Below are 16,841 nucleotides of genomic sequence, written 5' to 3' on the forward strand. Positions count from 1 at the left end.
GCGGCCCTTTCACCCCACCGCGCCAACCACCTTCTTCAACCGCTCCCCCGCCGGCACCGGCCGCCCGTACAGATACCCCTGAAAGTGCGAGCAGCCCTCTGCCGCCAAGCGCTGCATCTGCTCCTCTGACTCCACGCCTTCAGCCGTCGTCTTGATCATCAGGCTGTTGGACAGCTCGGTGATCGCCCGGATGATCGACATCGCCTCGCGGCTGTCGCACATGTCATGCACGAACGACTTGTCGATCTTGATCCGATCGAACGGGAACGAGCGCAGGTAACCCAACGACGAATAACCCGTGCCGAAGTCATCCAGCGATATCGACACCCCCAAGGCCTTCAGCGCGCGCAGGGTACGCACGTTTTCCTCGCTGTTGCCCAGTAGTACCGATTCGGTGATTTCCAGCTCCAGGCGCTGGGGCGCCAGGCCCGAGTCCGCCAGGGCCAGCGCCACGGTATGCACCAGGTTGGCGTTCTTGAACTGCACCGGTGAAAGATTGACCGACACCGTCTGCTCACTGTCCCAGCTGGCCGCCTCCTGGCAAGCCAGGTTCAGCGCACGGGTGCCGAGTTCGTGGATCAGCCCGGTCTCTTCGGCAATGGGAATGAAGTCCATGGGCATCACCATGCCGCGGCTGGGGTGCTCCCAGCGCAACAGCGCCTCGTAGCCCGTCACGCTGCTGGTCTGCTGATCCACGATCGGCTGGTAGTGCAGGTGCAACTGCCCCAAGTGCAGCGCGGTACGCAAGTCGGTTTCGACCAGCCGGCGCTGGCGGGCGGCGACATCCAGTTCGACGTGGAAGCACTCGAAGCGGTTGCGGCCATTGCGTTTGGCTTCGTAGAGGGCCATGTCGGCGTAACCGAGCAGCTGTTCGGCCTGTTCATTGTCATCGGGGGCAATGGCAATGCCGATGCTCACCCCCACGGTGAACTGGTGCCCTTCGATCTGGAACGGCGGGCAAATCGCGTCAATCAGGCGCCGCGCCGTGTTGCAGGCAGCCTCGCGGCCATCCAGGCCAGCCAGCACCACGGCGAACTCGTCGCCGCCCAAACGGGCCAGGGTGTCTTGTTCACGCAGTTCGCGGCGCAGGCGCTTGCCCAATGCACGCAGCAGCTTGTCGCCGAAGGCATGGCCGAGGGAATCGTTGATATTTTTGAAGTTATCCAGGTCCAGGCATAGCGCTGCGGTCAGCTTCTCGCTCTGGTGGCCGCGCACCAACGCCTGCTTGAGCCGCTCGTTGAACAGCGTGCGGTTGGGCAACCCGGTCAGCGCGTCGTGATGGGCCATGTGGTGGATCTGGGCGTGGGCGGCCAGTTCCTCGGTGGCGTCTTCAGCCACGAACAGCACATAATCGGCCTGGCCCTCGCGGTTCTGGCTGAGCAAGGCGCGGCTGCGCAGGGTCCGCGGACCACAGGCGGTATCGACGCGGGTTTCAGCGGCATACCCTTTGGGGTTGCGCGCGCCGCGGGCGAGCTGCTGTTCCAGGTAATCGGCCGCAGCCGGTGCCAGGCACTCACCTGGCAACTGGCCGATCATGCTGCGCCCGCCCCCACCGAACAGGCGTTCGGCCTGCTGGTTGACCAACAGAATACGCTGGCTTTCCAGGTCCTGGACGATGACGCTGGCGGGAATGTTGGCGATCACCGAATCGAGGAACTGCGAAAGCTTGGTCATCTCCTGGCTGTACTGTTCAGCCAGCTCCTTGGCCTGCAGCAGCTCCAGCTCCTGCTGGTGCCGCTCGGAAATGTCGCGAGTGACCTTGGCGAAGCCGACCACACGGCCGCTGTCATCGCGCACGGCCTCGATCACCACATGGGCATGAAAGGTCGTGCCATCCTTGCGCAGGCGTGTGCCGATTTCTTCGAAACGGCCAGTGTCACGCGCCTGTGCAAGGTTCTGCTCGGGCAGACCGGCAACGCGCTCGGCTTCGCTGTAGAACAGCGAGTAGTGCTTGCCGACGATCTCGTCGGCAAGGTAACCCTTGGCCCGCTGGGCGCCCGGGTTCCAGTTAGCGACGATACCGTCAGGGGTGAGCAGGTAGATGGCGTAGTCCACCACGCTCTGGATCAACAGCCGGTACATGACGTCGGGGCTTGCGACTAGCGACATGAAAATTTCTCTGAACCTGCAACGCGCACGAAAAGGACCCCCAGGCCAGAGCGACCGGGTCTTAAATACAAGGTAATGGCATTATGCCGCTTGGCGGGATTTTGTGAAGTAGATCACAATTTTTTGCCCACCCCGCTCAGTGGTAAGCGGACGTTACCTTATAGGTGAGCAGGTCCGGGTCATCACCCAGCATGATTGGCTGCACCGGCCGCGGCAGGTCGGCCACGACGGCTTTGCAGAAGGCGACAGCGATGGGGTCCGGCGCGTAGCAACGCAGCAGCCAGTCGCCGGCACCGCTCAGCACCTGCAGCGCGACCGCACGGCCAATACCCTGCCGTCGGTAGCGCTTGAGGATGAACAGGTCGGCCAGTTCACTGGCATCGATACCCGGCAGCTCGCTGCGTTCGACCAGCACGAAGCCGGCAATGAAACCATCCACCAGCACCAGGTTGGCGCTCCAGCCGTCTGCAAGCCAATAGCGCTGCAGGTGCTCTTCGTGGATGTAGAAGCGCCCATCCACCTCAACGTCTTCCTGCTCCCAGTCAGAGGACTCGTAGGCATAGAACTGATAGAGATTACGGATCAGGTCGGCCTGGTCGGGGGTAGTGGTCAGCAGTTCGATGGGCAGCATGGTGGGCTCGGGGCAAGAGAGTGTTCGAAGGCTTACGTCAACAAAGTAGCGGCCCCCGAATTATGGCTCAACTCGCCACCACAAATGGCATCAGGCGCTGCGCACCTGACGCCGTGCCCCTCACTTTTCCTCCAGTACCGCCCTGCCCTTCACTGCCCGCGGCCCTCGCCAGGCCCAGAACAGCAATCCCGGGAACGGGGCGTAGACGACGAAGACGATCCATAACATCTTGCGCTCCGCGCGCCGCTCGCTGCCGATGATGTTCCAGATGGCGAAGATCTCCAGCAAGATGACCAAGGCCGCAACAATGATCCAGATCGTTCCGATTTCCATGAGCACTCTCCCGTTGGCATGTAAAGGGTTGGGTTACTGCCAGCGGCAAGGGTTCATTCGGATTTGCTTGGCTGCGCCTTTTCCAGGGCCGCCTTCAACGCTGGCGCATCCGCGAACTCCTGCTGGCTGACCAGCGCACCCTGCTCAAGCTGCAACCACAGCACCTTGCCTTCATGCCCAGGGTAACGGCTGGCCACCTGCCCTTCACGATCAAGCATAACCCGGTAGTTGTAATCACGCATGGCGGGGATGGCGAACAGTTTGCTGATCAGCGCAGGCATGCGCTGGATATCCGCCACGAACACCGCATGGCGCGACTCCAGGTAGCCCTTGGGCTGGTCGGCCAGAGCCGCCTTCACCAGCTTGGCACCGTCCATATCGCGGGCCACCAGCAGCACCTGCGTGCCGGCCTCCAAGGTATAGGGCTGGTCATGTTGATCGAGCAGCGTCCACGGTGCGAGCTTTTCCCCGGTTTGCAGGGCGTTCGCCACCAGCGGCAGCAGGCTGAACAACAGGGCGACGGCGTATTTCATCGAGGCTCTCCAAGTGGGAGGCGCCAGCATAGCCCAGTTGCCTCAATACGACCTCCACTACCACAACCCCACCCGGGCGATTGTCTTTCCACAGGCCACCGGCCACACTCTGCTGGCCAGCCAGGAAGCGGAGTCCAGAGTGCCCAGCCCACGCCAGTTCAGCAAGAAGACCAGCACCACCAACATGCTACGGCTCAAGTCCACCGCGGCCAGCCCCCAGGTGCCCTATCGCGTCGACTTCGTCCTGCTCAAGCACTTCTCCATGGCCAGTTTCACCGTGGCCATGGACGTGCTGGTCACCGCCAACCTGCTGCGCGCCGACAGCTTCAGCTTTACCCCGCTGTCGCTGGACGGTGACCGGGTGCTGAGCGACCTGGGCCTGGAACTGGTGGCCACTGACCTGGTTGCCAGCGAGCTGAAAGCACTCGACCTGCTTATCATCTGCGGCGGCTTGCGTACACCGCTCAAGTACCCCGAGCTGGACCGCCTGCTGGGTGACTGCGCCGCCCACGGCAAGGCCCTGGGCGGGCTGTGGAACGGCGCCTGGTTCCTTGGCCGCGCCGGGGTGCTGGATGACTACGGCTGCAGCATTCACCCCGAGCAGCGTGCCAGCCTGTCCGAGCGCAGCCCGCAGACACGCATCACCCCGGCCAGCTTCACACTGGACCGTGATCGGCTCAGCGCCGCCAGCCCCAACGGCGCCATGGAACTGATGCTCGGCCTGGTCCGCCGCCTGTACGGTGACGGCCTGGCAGAAGGCGTCGAGGAAATCCTCTCGTTCTCTGGTGCGCGCCACCGCCAGGTTGGGCCGGGGGCGAAAAAGTCGATGAGCCTGCACCTGCGTACCATCGTCGAGCTGATGGAAAACAACCTTGAGGAGACCCTCAGCCTCGACCAGTTGGCGGCCTACAGCGGCCGCTCCCGGCGGCAGATCGACCGCTTGTTCCAGGCCCAGCTGGGCACCTCGCCACGGCGCTATTACATGGAACTGCGCATCACCAAGAGCCGCCGCCTGCTGCAGTACTCCGACCTGTCGGTGATGGAGGTCGCGGTGGCCTGCGGCTTTGTTTCGGTATCGCACTTCAGCAAGTGCTACGCGGCCTACTTCGGCTACCCGCCGTCACGTGAGCAACGGCTGGGCGAGTGAACGGCACTCAGGCCTGGATGTAACGCATCACCGCTTCGCAGATCATGGCCTTGTGACGCAGTTTTACCTGGTCATCGAGCAGGTCGATCTGGAAGATGTCGCCGAAGGTGTGGCGGTTCGATACCCGATAGAAGCAGAACGCGCTCATCAGCATGTGCAGGTCGATGACTTCGATGCCCGGGCGGAACACGCCCTCTTGCACGCCACGCTCCAGCGTGCGGCCCAGCGCCTGAAGGACCAGGCTGCTCATTTCGCGGATGGCCGGGGTTTTCTTCACGTACTCGCCGTAGTGGATGTTTTCGGTGCAGACCATACGCACGAAATCGACGTTGCGGTCGTGGTGATCGAAAGTGAACTCGGTCAGGCGCTGGATGGCCTGCTCGGCCGGCAGCGACTCCAGGTCCAGGCGGTGCTCGGTCTTGCGGATGTCGCCGTAGAGTTTGACCAGGCACTCGACGTACAGCTGCTCCTTGCTACCGAAGTAGTAGTAGATCATGCGCTTGGAGGTAGCGGTGCGCTCGGCGATGGCATCCACCCGCGCGCCTGCCAGGCCTTGCTGGACGAACTCGTTGATGGCGGCCTGAAGGATGTCCTCGCGGGTTTTTTCAGGGTTGTTCTTGCGCGACTTGCGTGTCCCTTCGATCTCGGGCTGGCCGAGGGGGGCAACGGGATTGCTCATAGCTGCTCACGGGGTATTTATTGGGATTTGGACGGGATTATCCGTGAGTGGAGGGTTGGGGGGAAGCGCGCTGTTGATCGAGCGGGCAGGATTGGCGAGGGCCAGCCTGTGGCCATGATCAGGCGCCGCGCGAGCAGCGCCCGATTTCACAGGCCGTGAACCCTGCGCGGGTTACAACACCGGCTTGCGCGCCGCCCCGCTGCGCCGCTTGGCCATCGCCGCCAAGCGCACAGGCACGTTGGCCGCGCCATAGCCGGCATAGCCACCCTTGCGCTGGATGATTTCAAAGAAGAAGCGGTCTTCGAACGCCTCGGTGTACACGTGGAACAGCTCGCCACCCTGTGCGTCGCGGTCATACAGCACGTTGTAGTACGCCAGCTCGCTGAGAAACTCGTCGTCGAAATCGAAACGAGCCGCCAGATCGTCGTAGTAATTGAGCGGAATTTCCAGCAACGGCACACCGGCCTCCTTCGCCCGCGCCACTTCCTTGAAGATGTCGGCACAATCGAAGGCGATATGATGCACACCCGACCCGCGATAGCTCGACAGCGCGTGGGCGATAGCGGTGTTGCGGTTTTCCGAGATGTTCAGCGGCAGGCGCAGGCTGCCGCACTGGCTGCGCAGCGCACGGCTTTTGACCAGCCCGTATGGGTCGGGCAGCACCACTTCATCGTCTGCGGCAAAGTCGAACAGGCTCTTGTAGAACAGCACCCAGCTGTCCAGCGACTCGGCCGGCAAGGCCAGGGCCATGTGGTCGATGCGCTGCAGGCCACCGGTGCTGCTGGCACTGGGCTCCAGGCGGAAGTCGGTGTCGTACAGCGACGGGCCTTCCTTGCCCTGCTCCACCAGGTAGATCAGGCTGCCATCCGGGGCGCGTACGGCAGGCACCTCACATTCGTTGGGGCCGACCAGCCCGCGGAACGGCTGACCGCGGAAGTCGGTGGCACGTTGCAGCGCCGCGTGCTCGTCCTTGACCCGCAGTGCGGTGGCGCACAGCGATGGGCCGTGGGCTTCGAAGAAGTTGTGGCCAAAGGAATACGGCTCGGCATTGAGCACGATGTTGATGTCGTTCTGGCGCAGCAGGCGTACGTCCTTGCTGCGGTGCTTGCCCGCGTCGGCGAAGCCCAGGCGCTTGAGCCAGCTGCCCAGCCGCGCGCCGACGGCTTCGTCGACGGCAAATTCGAGGAACTCCACGCCGTTGTAGGCACTGGCGGCGGGCGGTGCGAACAGCACACCCGGCTCGATGGCGGTACCTTCCTGCTGCAGGCGCAGACGGGTCTGTTCCTCCAGGTACAACAAAGAACGCAGGCCATCGGCGGCGTTCTGGCGCGGCGGTGCAGCGCGGAAGCCGTCGTTGAAGATTTCCAGCGACAACGGGCCGCGATAACCGGTAGCCAGGATCGGCGCGAGGAAACCGGCCAGGTCCATTTCGCCCTGCCCCGGGAAGCAGCGGAAATGGCGGCTCCACTCCAGTACATCCATGGCCAGGATCGGCGCGTCGGCCATCTGCACGAAGAAGATCTTGTCGCCGGGGATATCGCGGATCGCAGCAGGGTCGCCCTTGAGCGACAGGGTGTGGAAGCTGTCGAGGATCACGCCTAGCGCCGGGTGGTCGGCCTGGCGCACCAGGTTCCACACTTGCTGGTAGGTGTTGACGTGACGGCCCCAGGCCAGGGCTTCGTAGCCGATGCGCATGCCGCGTTGGCCGGCATGCTCGGCGAGCAGGCGCAGGTCGTCCACCAGCAGTTGTTCGTCGCCCAGGGCGTCGGCCTGCACGTTGCTGCACACCAGCACCAGGTCGGTGCCCAGCTCTTGCATCAGGTCGAACTTGCGCTCGGCGCGGTCGATGTTCTTCTGCAGGCGGTCGCGGCGGCAGCCTTCAAAATCGCGGAACGGCTGGAACAGGGTGATGGCGATGCCGAGGTCGGCGCACATCTGCCGCACTTCGCGGGGGCTGCCGGCATAGTAGAGCAGATCATTTTCGAAGATCTCGACGCCGTCGAAACCGGCGGCGGCGATGGCTTCGAGCTTTTCCGGCAGTGTGCCGCTCAAGGACACGGTGGCTATCGAACGCTGCATGGTGGAATTCCTTGTTATGGGCTACAGGGCTGGAAGCGAGTGGTGCTGTGGGTACCGGCCGCTTGGGGCGAACCTGCGAAGGGCCGGGAGCGGCAGCTCACCATCAGACTTCTTGGCATGATGAATTATTCGCAGGTAAAGTCATGGCAGCAATCACTTTGTACGGAATGGTTAGTTTTGCGTTCGATTATCGCACAAAACCCGTTTTGGCGAATTGATTCACTGCCACCCCTGCGCAACTATGAGACCAGACGCAGGCACACCGACCACCACTTTCTGCCCAGTGGCCGTTCGGCGCAACCTGCGCTCACAAGCCCAGCGCCACAACATAATAAGTTCAATAAAACGGGTACCGACCTATGCACATCTCCCTCGCCTTGCAACCCGCACCTGCTGGTTCGTCTTCACCTAGCAGACTTCGCCAGCGATCGCCGGCTTTATAAGCGCACCCCTTATTCCCGATAGCGATCGCACACCCACTGGCTGCCGCCTGACGGCGCCTGCTGTGCGGCGACAAACAAAAACAACGGAGACAACGATGGCTCACTCCAGCTCTCAAGCCAAGAAAGCGACCGCCAGCGGATGGATAGGCTCGGCACTCGAGTATTACGACTTTTTCATCTATGCCCAGGCTGCGGCACTGATCTTCCCGCAGATCTTCTTCCCCAACACCGACCCCAAGATGGCGATCATCGCCTCGCTGGCCACCTACGGCGTGGGTTATCTGGCCCGTCCGGTCGGCGCCTTCGTGCTCGGCCACTGGGGTGATACCCGCGGGCGCAAGAACGTACTGCTGCTGTGCATGTTCCTGATGGGCATTTCCACCATGGGCGTGGGCCTGCTGCCTACCTACCATGATATCGGCATGCTCGCCCCGGCCTTGCTGGTGCTGCTGCGCCTGGTCCAAGGCTTTGCGGTGGCCGGTGAAATCTCCGGCGCCAGTTCGATGATCATGGAACACGCGCCATTCGGGCGACGCGGCTACTATGCCAGCTTCACCTTGCAGGGCGTGCAGGCCGGCCAGGTCATGGCGGCGGCCGTGTTCCTGCCACTGGCCTACTTCATGCCCAGCGAGGCGTTCAACGACTGGGGCTGGCGGATCCCGTTCCTGATGAGCGCCATCGTGCTGATCGCAGGCTTCATCATCCGTAAGGAAGTGCACGAAACCCCGGCCTTCGTGAAAGAAGAGAAACAGGCCAAGGTTGCCAAGTCGCCAATCAGCGAGGCCTTCCGCCACAGCTGGAAGCACATGGTGCTGGTGATGTTCATGGCGTTGATGAACGTGATCCCGGTGGTTGCCACCATCTTCGGCGCAGCTTACGCCGTACAGCCGGCCTACGGCATCGGCTTCGACAAGAGCGTGTACCTGTGGATCCCGGTAGTGGGCAACATCGTTGCAGTGCTGGTGATCCCGTTCGTGGGCAACCTTTCCGACAAGATCGGCCGTCGCCCGACCATGATCGCCGGCTGCCTGGGCTCTGGCCTGCTGGCCTTCGTGTACCTGTATGCAATCAGCATCCAGAACGTACCGCTGGCCTTCGCCACCTCGATCCTCATGTGGGGCATGGTTTACCAAGGCTACAACGCGGTGTTCCCAAGCTTCTTCCCTGAGCTGTTCAACACCCGCTACCGCGTGTCGGCCATGGCCATCGCCCAGAACATCGGCACTATGCTGACCGCCATGCTGCCGGCACTGTTCGCACTGGTGGCACCACCGGGTTCGGACAACATCCCGCTGGTCGTTGGCGCCCTGGCGTTCATCATCACCTGCATATGCGCCCTGGCAGCCTATATCGCACCGGAAACCCACCGCCTGGCGATGGAAGACCTGGGCAACCCGCAGGCCAAGCCGATGGACAAGCAAGCCTACGAGGCCAACCGCAAGAGCGGCCTGCAGACAGCAAGCCACTGACAGATGCACGGGGCCGCTCTGCGGCCCCAAGCATTTCAGCCGTTAACCACTGCCTGCAAGCGCTGCCACAACTGCTCGACATGTTCACGCTCAGTGGGCAGCGCCCCCACCGAAACCCGCACCATCCAGCGCCCATTCAAGGTCGCCGGCGTAACATAAGCATCACCGCAGGCATTGAGCCGCTCAGCCCAGGCCTTGGTATGCGCATCCAGCGCTTGCCCCTCCAGCCCCGCAGGCCGGTGCACAATGCACAAGGTCTGCAACTGTACCGGCGCCAACAACGCCCACTCCCCTGCAGCCTCGATCTGCGCAGCCAGCCAGCGGGCATTGTCCATGTCGCGACGCAAGCGCTGCTGCAACGCCTCGACCCCTTCGCTACGCAACATGAACCATAGTTTCAGTGCCCGGAACCGGCGCCCCAGGGGGATGCCCCAGTCGCGCAGGTTCTTCACCTCGCCATCGACCGCTGACTGTAGGTAGCTGGGGTTGGTGCTCATCACCCGAATCAGGTGCTGCGGGTCACGCACGTAGTAGATCGAACAGTCGAACGCCACCCCCAACCATTTGTGCGCGTTGACCACCACGGAGTCGGCCAGCTCGATGCCGTCCCACATCCAGCGGCATTCGGGCAGGATCATCGCCGAGCCGGCCATGGCAGAGTCGACGTGCAGCCACACCCCCTGGGCCTGGGCGATCTCGCCAATCTGGCGCAAGGGGTCCAGCGCCGTAGTGGTCGTTGTGCCGGTGGTGGCGACCACTGCGCAAGGCTGGTTGCCGTCGGCCAGGTCCTGTTCGATGGCCGCCAACAAGGCCTCGGGGCGCATGGCGAACTGCTCGTCGGTGGCGATCAGGCGGATGTTGGCGCGGCCGAAGCCGGCCAGCAACGCGGCCTTGTCCACCGAACTGTGGGCGTGGGCACTGACGTAGACGATCAGCGGTTTGGCTTCGGCTTGCAGGCCGCCGCGCACCAGGGCGTAATCGGTGGCACGTTCGCGGGCACAGATCAGCGCGACCAGCGTGCTGGTCGACGCGGTGTCCTGAATCACGCCGCTCCACTGCCCCGACAGGCCCAGCAACTGGCGCACCCAGTCCAGGGTGGTTTCCTCCAGCTCGCTCAGCGCCGGGCTCGATTGCCATGACAGGCCCAGTACCCCAAGGCCCGTGCTGAGAAAGTCGCCAAGCACCGAGGACAAGGTGCCATTGGACGGGAAGTAGCCATAGAAATCGGGGTGTTGCCAATGCGAAAGCCCAGGCATCACCAGGGTGTTGACGTCATCGAGGATCGCCTGGAACGGTTCGCCCTGCAGCGGGGCGCCGGCAGGCAAGGCAGCTTTCAGGTAGCCGGGCTCGACCTGGGCCATCACCGGGCGTTCACCGACCGTCTGGCGGTAATCGGCAATCAGGTCGATCAATTGGTGGCCGTATTGACGGAATTGTTCTGGGGTCACGCGCGGTCTCCTGTGGGTTGTCCGCTGTCGGCGATGGGGCGTCACCAACAGCTCAAGGGCCCCAGTCTAGGCGCGTACCGCCACGCCTATAACCCCGCTTCGCGCATACCTGCTATGGCGAACCTGCATGCCCACCCTGCACACCGAACTGTGATTGGCGCCACAGCTCGAACACCCGGTTGCGCAACCAGCGGTGCTCGGCCGACGCCTGCAGGCGCTGGTGCCACACCACCCAGTAGCGCTGGGTATGCTCCACAAACCCCAACGGGCGCCAGGCCAGGCCATGCAGCCGGCAGAGCTGGCGGGCAATGTGCTCGGGCAACGTCGCCAATGCCTGGCTGTTACCGACCACCTGCACGGTGGCCGAAAAGAACGGCACCTCCAGGCTGATGCGCCGTTGCAGCCCCTGGGCGCGCAGGTGGCGGTCGATGAAGCTGTCCTTGTCGCCACCGCCACAGATGCGCACGTGCTTGAAGGCCAGGTAGTCGTCCTGGCTCAGCACTTCGCAGGCCGCCAGCGGATGGTCGCGGCGCATCAGGCACACCGCCCGGTCCTCGCCGAGCAGGCGGCCGTGCAGGTTGGCCGGCGACTCGTCGAACAGGGTGGTGGCAAGGTCGATCTCGCCGCTGGCGAGCAACGCGTATTGCCCGGCCTGCCAGGTGCGGTAGTCGATACTGACGCCGGGGGCTTCCTGCTCCAGCGCCGCCACCAGCAGCGGCAGCATGTGCTCGGCAACGTAGTCGGACGCGGCCAGGCAGAAGCGCCGCTCACAACGGGCCGGATCGAACGCGGCAGGCTGGCGGAGGGCCTGGAGCTCTTCCAGCACCTGGCGCAGCGGTTCGACCAGGGCTTGGGCGTATTCGCTGAGCACGTAGCCGCGGCCCTGGCGCACCAGCAATGGGTCGTCGAAGGCTTCACGCAGGTGGGCCAGCTGGCGGCTCAACGCCGACTGGCTGACGCCCAGGCGCTCGGCGGCGTGGCTGAGGTTTTTCAGCTGCAGGAGGCAGTCAAGGGTACGCAGGTGGGCGAGGCTGAGGGAGGCGAAGGTTGGGTTCATACAGGCTTCCCTGTGCAGTATCACAGGCCCAATCGCCGGCAAGCCGGCTCCCACAAGGACGGTGCAAGCCTCAGGTTCCCGCAGGCACAGTGCAACCCCTGGGTTCTTGCAGGCACACTGCGGGCCATGGGCCTGCGAGGTCCCTGTGGGAGCCGGCTTGCCGGCGATTGGGCCGCAAGGCGGCCCCGCTTTTTACTCGGTCAGGCCAACATAGACGTTCTGTACGTCATCGTTCTCGTCGATCGCTTCAAGGAACGCCTCGACTTCAGCCAGCGCCTCGGCACTGAGGCTGGCAGCGCTCACCGGGTTCTTCGGGGTATAGCCGATCTTGGCCGAAGAAACAGTGAAACCATGCTCCGGCAGGGCTTTTTGCACTGCATCCAGGTCAGTGGTGTCGGTGATGAACAGGGTCGAGCCCTCTTCCTCACCTTCTTCAAAGTCCTGGGCACCGGCCTCGATGGCGGCCATTTCCGGGTCGGCATCGCCGTCGGGCATGGCTTCGATCAGGCCCACATGGTTGAAGTCCCACGCCACCGAACCGCTGGCACCGAGTTGGCCCTTGCGGAACAGCACGCGAATCTGCGCGACGGTGCGGTTGACGTTGTCGGTCAGGCACTCGACGATCAGCGGCACCTGGTGCGGCGCAAAACCTTCGTACGTCACCGCCTGGTACTGCACGGCATCACCGTCCAGGCCCGCGCCCTTGCGGATCGCCCGGTCCAGGGTCTCGCGGGTCATGGAAGCCTTCTTGGCTTGCACGATGGCCAGGCGCAGGCGTGGGTTCATGTCGGGATCGGCGCCCGACCTGGCCGCGATCTGGATTTCCTTGGACAGCTTGCCCATGATCTTGCCCTTGGCATTGGCAGCTGTTTCTCTATGCTTGGCTTTCCACTGTGCGCCCATGTCGACTCTCTTGTTTCAGCGGCCGGTTCAGGAAGCGACCGGCCAAAAAGTGGGAGCAGTTTATACGCCCTCGGGCCAGTGTTCGACAAGAAATCTCATGCTTTGTCGGCCTTGCCCGCCGCCGCGGCGAAGCGGGCCAGCCGTACGTCCAGGTGGCGTGGCCGCAGCCCCCGGTCTTCGGCGCGCTCCTTGCGGCGAATGGCATTGCGCACCATCAGCGAGCCCAGGTAGCGGATCGGCTCCGGCGGGAACAGCCCCAACGGGCCCTTGACCAATGGCGAGCGGGTCCACGGATTGTCCAGCCCCAGCGCCAGGGACGAGAGGATCTGCCCGCCCATGTGGCACGGCCCTACCCCGCTGCCAGAATAGCCGAAGCCATAGAACACGTTGCCCTGCCCGTCCAACCGCCCAAAGAACGGCAGCCCGGTCACCGAGCGGTCCGAGGGGCCGTTCCAGCTGGCCGCCAGCGGCACATCGGCCAAGGCAGGGAAGAAATCGGCCAGGCTTTCACGCAGCAGTGGCCGGTAGGGCGAGGGTTGATCGAACACCGGCAGCATGCGCCCGCCATAGGCGAAGGTGTTGCCACCCTTGCCGAGCATCAGCCGCCCATCAGAGGTGTTGTGGTAGTAATGCACGAAAATCCGTGAGTCCAGCACGCTGATGCCGTTGTTCAGGCCGATCTCGCGCAGCAGCTCGGGGCACGGCTCGGTGATCACCATGTCACTGGAAACGATCGCCACGCTGCGCTCGAACTGCGGGAAGGCTCGCGCCATCCAGGCATTGAGGCCGAGCACGACACGGTCGGCACGCACCGTGCCATGGGCCGTGCGCACCTGCACCGGAGCGCCGTGCTCCAGGCCGGTCATGGCTGTGCCTTCATGGATGCGCACGCCGCGCTGCAACGCCACCCGCCGCAGGCCGCGCACCAACCGGCCTGGCTGCACGGTGGCGGCGGCTGGCGAAAACCAGCCTTCCAGGTGCCGCGCTGAACCGGCCAAGCGCTGCACCTCGTCCAGCGGCAAACGCTCGAATGAATTGATCCCCTTGTGCTCCAGCGCAGCGATCACCGCATCGGTGGCGCCCACCTGGGCCTGGTTGGTGGCGGTGTACAGGGTGCCGTCCAGGCGGTAGTCGCAATCGATGCCATTGGCCGTGCAGAATGCGCCAATGGCACCGATGCTGCGCTCCGACTCGCTTACCAGGCGTACCGCTTCGGCCACCCCGAACAGACGCTCGAGGGTGAAGTACTTGGCCGACCACGACAACGCACACCCCCCATTGCGCCCACTGGCGCCCGCACCGCAGATGTCTGACTCGATCAGCAGCACGTCCAGCGACGGTACTGCCTCCTTGAGCATCAGCGCGGTCCACAGGCCGGTGTAGCCGCCGCCTACGATGCACACGTCGCAGCGGGCATCGCCTTGCAGCGGCGGGCATACCGCGTCCTGCTCACAATCCAGGGCCTGTTGCAGCCAGAAGGGTCTCATTCGCTCGCTTTCCTTTAGGTACGCAGTGGCTTGATCGCCATGCTGGTGTTGGGAGCCACATCATTGGCCTGGGCTGCACTGGCCGGCCGGCTGTTCCAGTGCGGCAGCAGCACCAGGGCCGAGAACAGTGCGCAGCCAGCGAACACGATGAACACCGTGACGCTGTCGAAGTAACCGGGCAGCAGGCCGCCAAGCACCGCGCCCACCGAGCCGCAGCCATTGACGAAACCGGCTGCCGTGGCACCGGCCTTGGCCGTGCCGAAGTCGATGGCCGCCGCGCCGCTGATCATCGAGTCCGGCCCATACAGGGTCAGGCCCATGAAGAACAGCAAACCCACCACCATGACGATGCTCCCGCTGTGCATGGCTGCCATGAACGCCGCCAGGGCCACGGTCAGCAGCACCAGGCTGATCACACAGGCCGGCATACGCCGTGCGCCGAACAGCTTGTCCGAAGCCAGGCCAATGATGATCGGGCCCAGCAGCCCAGCCAGTTCAAAGGCCGTGGGGATGATCGCAGCGCCTACCTTGCCCACCGAGGGCATCTGCTCGAAGACGATCACCGGCCCCCAGAGCAGGATCGCGTAGCGCGCCGGTTTCAGAAGAAAGTACGCCAGGCCCAGGGTCAACACCGTGCGGTTGTGCAGGATCTCGCGCAGCGGCGCCCAGACACTGCACAGGCTACCGGCCGGCGCCATGCTCTGCGGCTCAGGCTCGACCGCCGGCAAGCCTACATCTTCGGGTTTGTTGCGCTGCAGGAAGAAGAACAGCACCGCCACCGCAGCAACCACCGCGGCACTGGAGAAGAATGCCGCATGCCAGGTGCCGATCAGGGTGTAGGCCCACCAGCCGGCGAACGGCGAGGCGACCAGGCCGCCAAAGGCATAGCAGGAGCTCCACAACCCCAGTACCCGGCCGCGCTGCACGGCGGGGAAGAAGCTGCCGATGTTCTTGCACAGCCCGGCCCAGCCCGTGGACTGCGCCAGGCCTTGGATCAGCATGCAGGTGGCGAAGATCGGGAAGGTAGCGTAGCTGCCCATCACCACGGCTGCCGCCGCCGAAATCAACAGCCCCCCTAGCACCACCACGCGCGGGCCGAAACGGTCGGCCAGCATGCCCCAGGTGAACTGGCCGACCGCATAGGCGGCCAGGTAGATGGCATCGAGGTTGGCCATCGATGCCTTGTCGAGCATGAATGTCGGGTCTTCACCAATGCCTAGCTTGGCCACCGAGAAGGCCTTGCGGGTGAAGTAGAAGGCGGCGTAGGCCAGCCAGGTGATCGCGAAAATCTGGATGCGCCAACGTTTCAACGCGGCTAGAGAGTGATTCATGTGCGTCTGACCTCTTGCTCAAGTGTGCCGGCAGAATGTGAATAAACGCCTGTCTTGTTTTTGTGTTGCGCACTGCATGACGTGGCTCGTCATCTGGTCAGATGGCGCGGGGGTGCGCGCCATGTCCCGCAGCTGCTCGTGGCAGCGCCGGGGTTGATGAATATGGAAACAGCTGGTGACTGATAAATAAAATCGATTTATCGTATTTCACACATAAGCTCAGCTTGTTACTGGAGTCGACATGTCGGTGTCCCACGCTCAACTCAAGGCTTTCCATGCAGTGGCCGTGCACGGCAGCTTTACCCGGGCGGCAGAAAAGCTGTTTCTGACCCAGCCGGCCGTCTCCGACCAGGTGCGCAAGCTCGAAGAGCGCTTCGGGGTGTTGCTGTTCCACCGCAACAAACGTTCGGTGCAGTTGACCGACCTGGGCGAGCGCCTGTTGGGCATCAGCAAGCGCCTGTTCGCCTGTGAGGCCGAAGCCCACGAACTGCTGCAAGACTCCCGCGCCCTGCACACCGGCAGCCTGGTGCTGGCGGTGGATGCGCCGGTGCACGTGCTGCCCCAGATCGCCCGCTTTTGTCAGCGCTACCCGGGCATCCAGGTCAAGGTCGAGACCGGCAACACCGATGAATCCCTGGCCCGGCTGTTCAGCTACCAGGCCGACCTGGCACTGTTGGGGCGCGATGTCGACGATGAGCGCCTGCACTGCCTGCCGCTGCGCCGCGACCCGATGGTGGCCTTCGTCTCGCACAACCACCCCTGGGCCAGCCGTGGCTCGATCAGCCTGGCAGACCTGGACGACACGCCGCTGGTGCTACGCGAGCCGGGCTCGGTGACCAGGCAGACGCTTGAGGAAGAAATGCAGCGCGCCGGCTTGCGAATTCGCCCCGCCATTCAGGTCGAAGGCCGCGAGGCGGCGCGCGAGGCGGTGGTGGTGGGGATTGGCGTGGGGGTGGTGTCGGCCGCCGAGTTCGGCGCCGATGCGCGGGTGTGTGCACTGCCCATTGTCGATTGCCAGCGGCACCTCACCGAGACACTGGTGTGCTTGAGCGAGCAGCGTACCCGGCGGGTGGTGGCCACGTTCCTGCAGGTGGTACAGGAAAACTTGTAGCGGCCTTGCCGGCGATTGGGCCGGTAAATCCAATGCAAGACTCAAGAGAAAGCCCCGCAAAAGCCATCCTGGCTAGAAAAC

The 16,841-nt window shown here is 63.8% G+C and carries 14 protein-coding genes; 3 read left to right on the plus strand and 11 right to left on the minus strand.

Annotated features, from left to right (window positions below; all coding sequences use genetic code 11):
- Positions 1-9: 9 nt before the first annotated feature.
- From ACIPZC_RS04360 to ACIPZC_RS04375, 4 genes are all read right to left on the minus strand, one after another.
- Positions 10-2,109: a putative bifunctional diguanylate cyclase/phosphodiesterase gene (locus ACIPZC_RS04360; protein ID WP_400625078.1), complete on the minus strand. Its 2,100-nt coding sequence runs from the start codon at positions 2,107-2,109 to the stop codon at positions 10-12.
- Between the two features lie 136 nt (positions 2,110-2,245).
- Positions 2,246-2,740 carry a GNAT family N-acetyltransferase gene (locus tag ACIPZC_RS04365; protein WP_400625080.1) on the minus strand — a complete coding sequence of 165 codons (495 nt, stop codon included), beginning with the start codon at positions 2,738-2,740 and terminating at the stop codon, positions 2,246-2,248.
- Between the two features lie 120 nt (positions 2,741-2,860).
- A complete protein-coding gene (locus tag ACIPZC_RS04370; RefSeq protein ID WP_241805850.1) occupies positions 2,861-3,073 on the minus strand; it encodes a PLDc N-terminal domain-containing protein in 213 nt (70 codons plus the stop codon).
- A 53-nt stretch (positions 3,074-3,126) separates the two neighbouring features.
- Complete coding sequence (locus ACIPZC_RS04375; protein WP_267823240.1) at positions 3,127-3,606, minus strand: FAD/FMN-containing dehydrogenase; 480 nt, start codon at positions 3,604-3,606, stop codon at positions 3,127-3,129.
- Between the two features lie 139 nt (positions 3,607-3,745).
- Between ACIPZC_RS04375 and ACIPZC_RS04380 the strand changes: the two genes are divergently transcribed.
- Positions 3,746-4,753 (plus strand): GlxA family transcriptional regulator, encoded by a 1,008-nt coding sequence (locus tag ACIPZC_RS04380; protein ID WP_267823239.1) that lies wholly within the window; start codon positions 3,746-3,748, stop codon positions 4,751-4,753.
- A 7-nt stretch (positions 4,754-4,760) separates the two neighbouring features.
- On the opposite strand, the gene ACIPZC_RS04385 is transcribed toward ACIPZC_RS04380, so the two are convergent.
- A complete protein-coding gene (locus ACIPZC_RS04385; protein ID WP_241805852.1) occupies positions 4,761-5,432 on the minus strand; it encodes a TetR/AcrR family transcriptional regulator in 672 nt (223 codons plus the stop codon).
- A gap of 171 nt (positions 5,433-5,603) precedes the next feature.
- Positions 5,604-7,511, minus strand: coding sequence for a 3-dehydroshikimate dehydratase QuiC (gene quiC, locus ACIPZC_RS04390; protein ID WP_241805853.1), 1,908 nt, complete (start codon positions 7,509-7,511; stop codon positions 5,604-5,606).
- 538 nt (positions 7,512-8,049) lie between these two features.
- Between quiC and ACIPZC_RS04395 the strand changes: the two genes are divergently transcribed.
- On the plus strand, positions 8,050-9,423 hold the full coding sequence (locus ACIPZC_RS04395; RefSeq protein WP_400625084.1) for an MFS transporter: 1,374 nt from the start codon (positions 8,050-8,052) through the stop codon (positions 9,421-9,423).
- 35 nt (positions 9,424-9,458) lie between these two features.
- On the opposite strand, the gene ACIPZC_RS04400 is transcribed toward ACIPZC_RS04395, so the two are convergent.
- The 5 genes from ACIPZC_RS04400 to ACIPZC_RS04420 form a co-directional block, all read right to left on the minus strand.
- On the minus strand, positions 9,459-10,871 hold the full coding sequence (locus ACIPZC_RS04400) for a DOPA decarboxylase (RefSeq protein WP_241805855.1): 1,413 nt from the start codon (positions 10,869-10,871) through the stop codon (positions 9,459-9,461).
- A gap of 112 nt (positions 10,872-10,983) precedes the next feature.
- Complete coding sequence (locus ACIPZC_RS04405; RefSeq protein WP_241805856.1) at positions 10,984-11,928, minus strand: LysR family transcriptional regulator; 945 nt, start codon at positions 11,926-11,928, stop codon at positions 10,984-10,986.
- Positions 11,929-12,120: 192 nt separating this feature from the next.
- Positions 12,121-12,831 carry a YebC/PmpR family DNA-binding transcriptional regulator gene (locus ACIPZC_RS04410; protein WP_039603624.1) on the minus strand — a complete coding sequence of 237 codons (711 nt, stop codon included), beginning with the start codon at positions 12,829-12,831 and terminating at the stop codon, positions 12,121-12,123.
- Between the two features lie 95 nt (positions 12,832-12,926).
- Positions 12,927-14,318, minus strand: a complete 1,392-nt coding sequence (locus tag ACIPZC_RS04415; protein ID WP_400625087.1) for an FAD-dependent oxidoreductase — start codon at positions 14,316-14,318, stop codon at positions 12,927-12,929.
- A gap of 14 nt (positions 14,319-14,332) precedes the next feature.
- Positions 14,333-15,649: an MFS transporter gene (locus tag ACIPZC_RS04420; RefSeq protein WP_400625089.1), complete on the minus strand. Its 1,317-nt coding sequence runs from the start codon at positions 15,647-15,649 to the stop codon at positions 14,333-14,335.
- Positions 15,650-15,890: 241 nt separating this feature from the next.
- Here ACIPZC_RS04420 and ACIPZC_RS04425 point away from each other — a divergent pair, with 241 nt between their 5' ends.
- Positions 15,891-16,760, plus strand: coding sequence for a LysR substrate-binding domain-containing protein (locus tag ACIPZC_RS04425; RefSeq protein ID WP_400625091.1), 870 nt, complete (start codon positions 15,891-15,893; stop codon positions 16,758-16,760).
- The last annotated feature ends 81 nt before the right edge of the window (positions 16,761-16,841 follow it).

The organism is Pseudomonas sp. NPDC089743, from assembly GCF_044748785.1.
Classification (GTDB): Bacteria; Pseudomonadota; Gammaproteobacteria; order Pseudomonadales; family Pseudomonadaceae; genus Aquipseudomonas; species Aquipseudomonas putida_X.

What these genes read in the sequence shown, in the direction of transcription:
- ACIPZC_RS04395 (WP_400625084.1), top strand. Translation starts at nt 8,050, where the DNA reads ATGGCTCACTCCAGCTCTCAAGCCAAGAAAGCGACCGCCAGCGGATGG.
- ACIPZC_RS04375 (WP_267823240.1), bottom strand. Translation starts at nt 3,606, where the DNA reads ATGAAATACGCCGTCGCCCTGTTGTTCAGCCTGCTGCCGCTGGTGGCG.
- ACIPZC_RS04360 (WP_400625078.1), bottom strand. Translation starts at nt 2,109, where the DNA reads ATGTCGCTAGTCGCAAGCCCCGACGTCATGTACCGGCTGTTGATCCAG.
- ACIPZC_RS04370 (WP_241805850.1), bottom strand. Translation starts at nt 3,073, where the DNA reads ATGGAAATCGGAACGATCTGGATCATTGTTGCGGCCTTGGTCATCTTG.
- ACIPZC_RS04365 (WP_400625080.1), bottom strand. Translation starts at nt 2,740, where the DNA reads ATGCTGCCCATCGAACTGCTGACCACTACCCCCGACCAGGCCGACCTG.
- ACIPZC_RS04425 (WP_400625091.1), top strand. Translation starts at nt 15,891, where the DNA reads ATGTCGGTGTCCCACGCTCAACTCAAGGCTTTCCATGCAGTGGCCGTG.
- quiC (WP_241805853.1), bottom strand. Translation starts at nt 7,511, where the DNA reads ATGCAGCGTTCGATAGCCACCGTGTCCTTGAGCGGCACACTGCCGGAA.
- ACIPZC_RS04410 (WP_039603624.1), bottom strand. Translation starts at nt 12,831, where the DNA reads ATGGGCGCACAGTGGAAAGCCAAGCATAGAGAAACAGCTGCCAATGCC.
- ACIPZC_RS04385 (WP_241805852.1), bottom strand. Translation starts at nt 5,432, where the DNA reads ATGAGCAATCCCGTTGCCCCCCTCGGCCAGCCCGAGATCGAAGGGACA.
- ACIPZC_RS04405 (WP_241805856.1), bottom strand. Translation starts at nt 11,928, where the DNA reads ATGAACCCAACCTTCGCCTCCCTCAGCCTCGCCCACCTGCGTACCCTT.
- ACIPZC_RS04415 (WP_400625087.1), bottom strand. Translation starts at nt 14,318, where the DNA reads ATGAGACCCTTCTGGCTGCAACAGGCCCTGGATTGTGAGCAGGACGCG.
- ACIPZC_RS04420 (WP_400625089.1), bottom strand. Translation starts at nt 15,649, where the DNA reads ATGAATCACTCTCTAGCCGCGTTGAAACGTTGGCGCATCCAGATTTTC.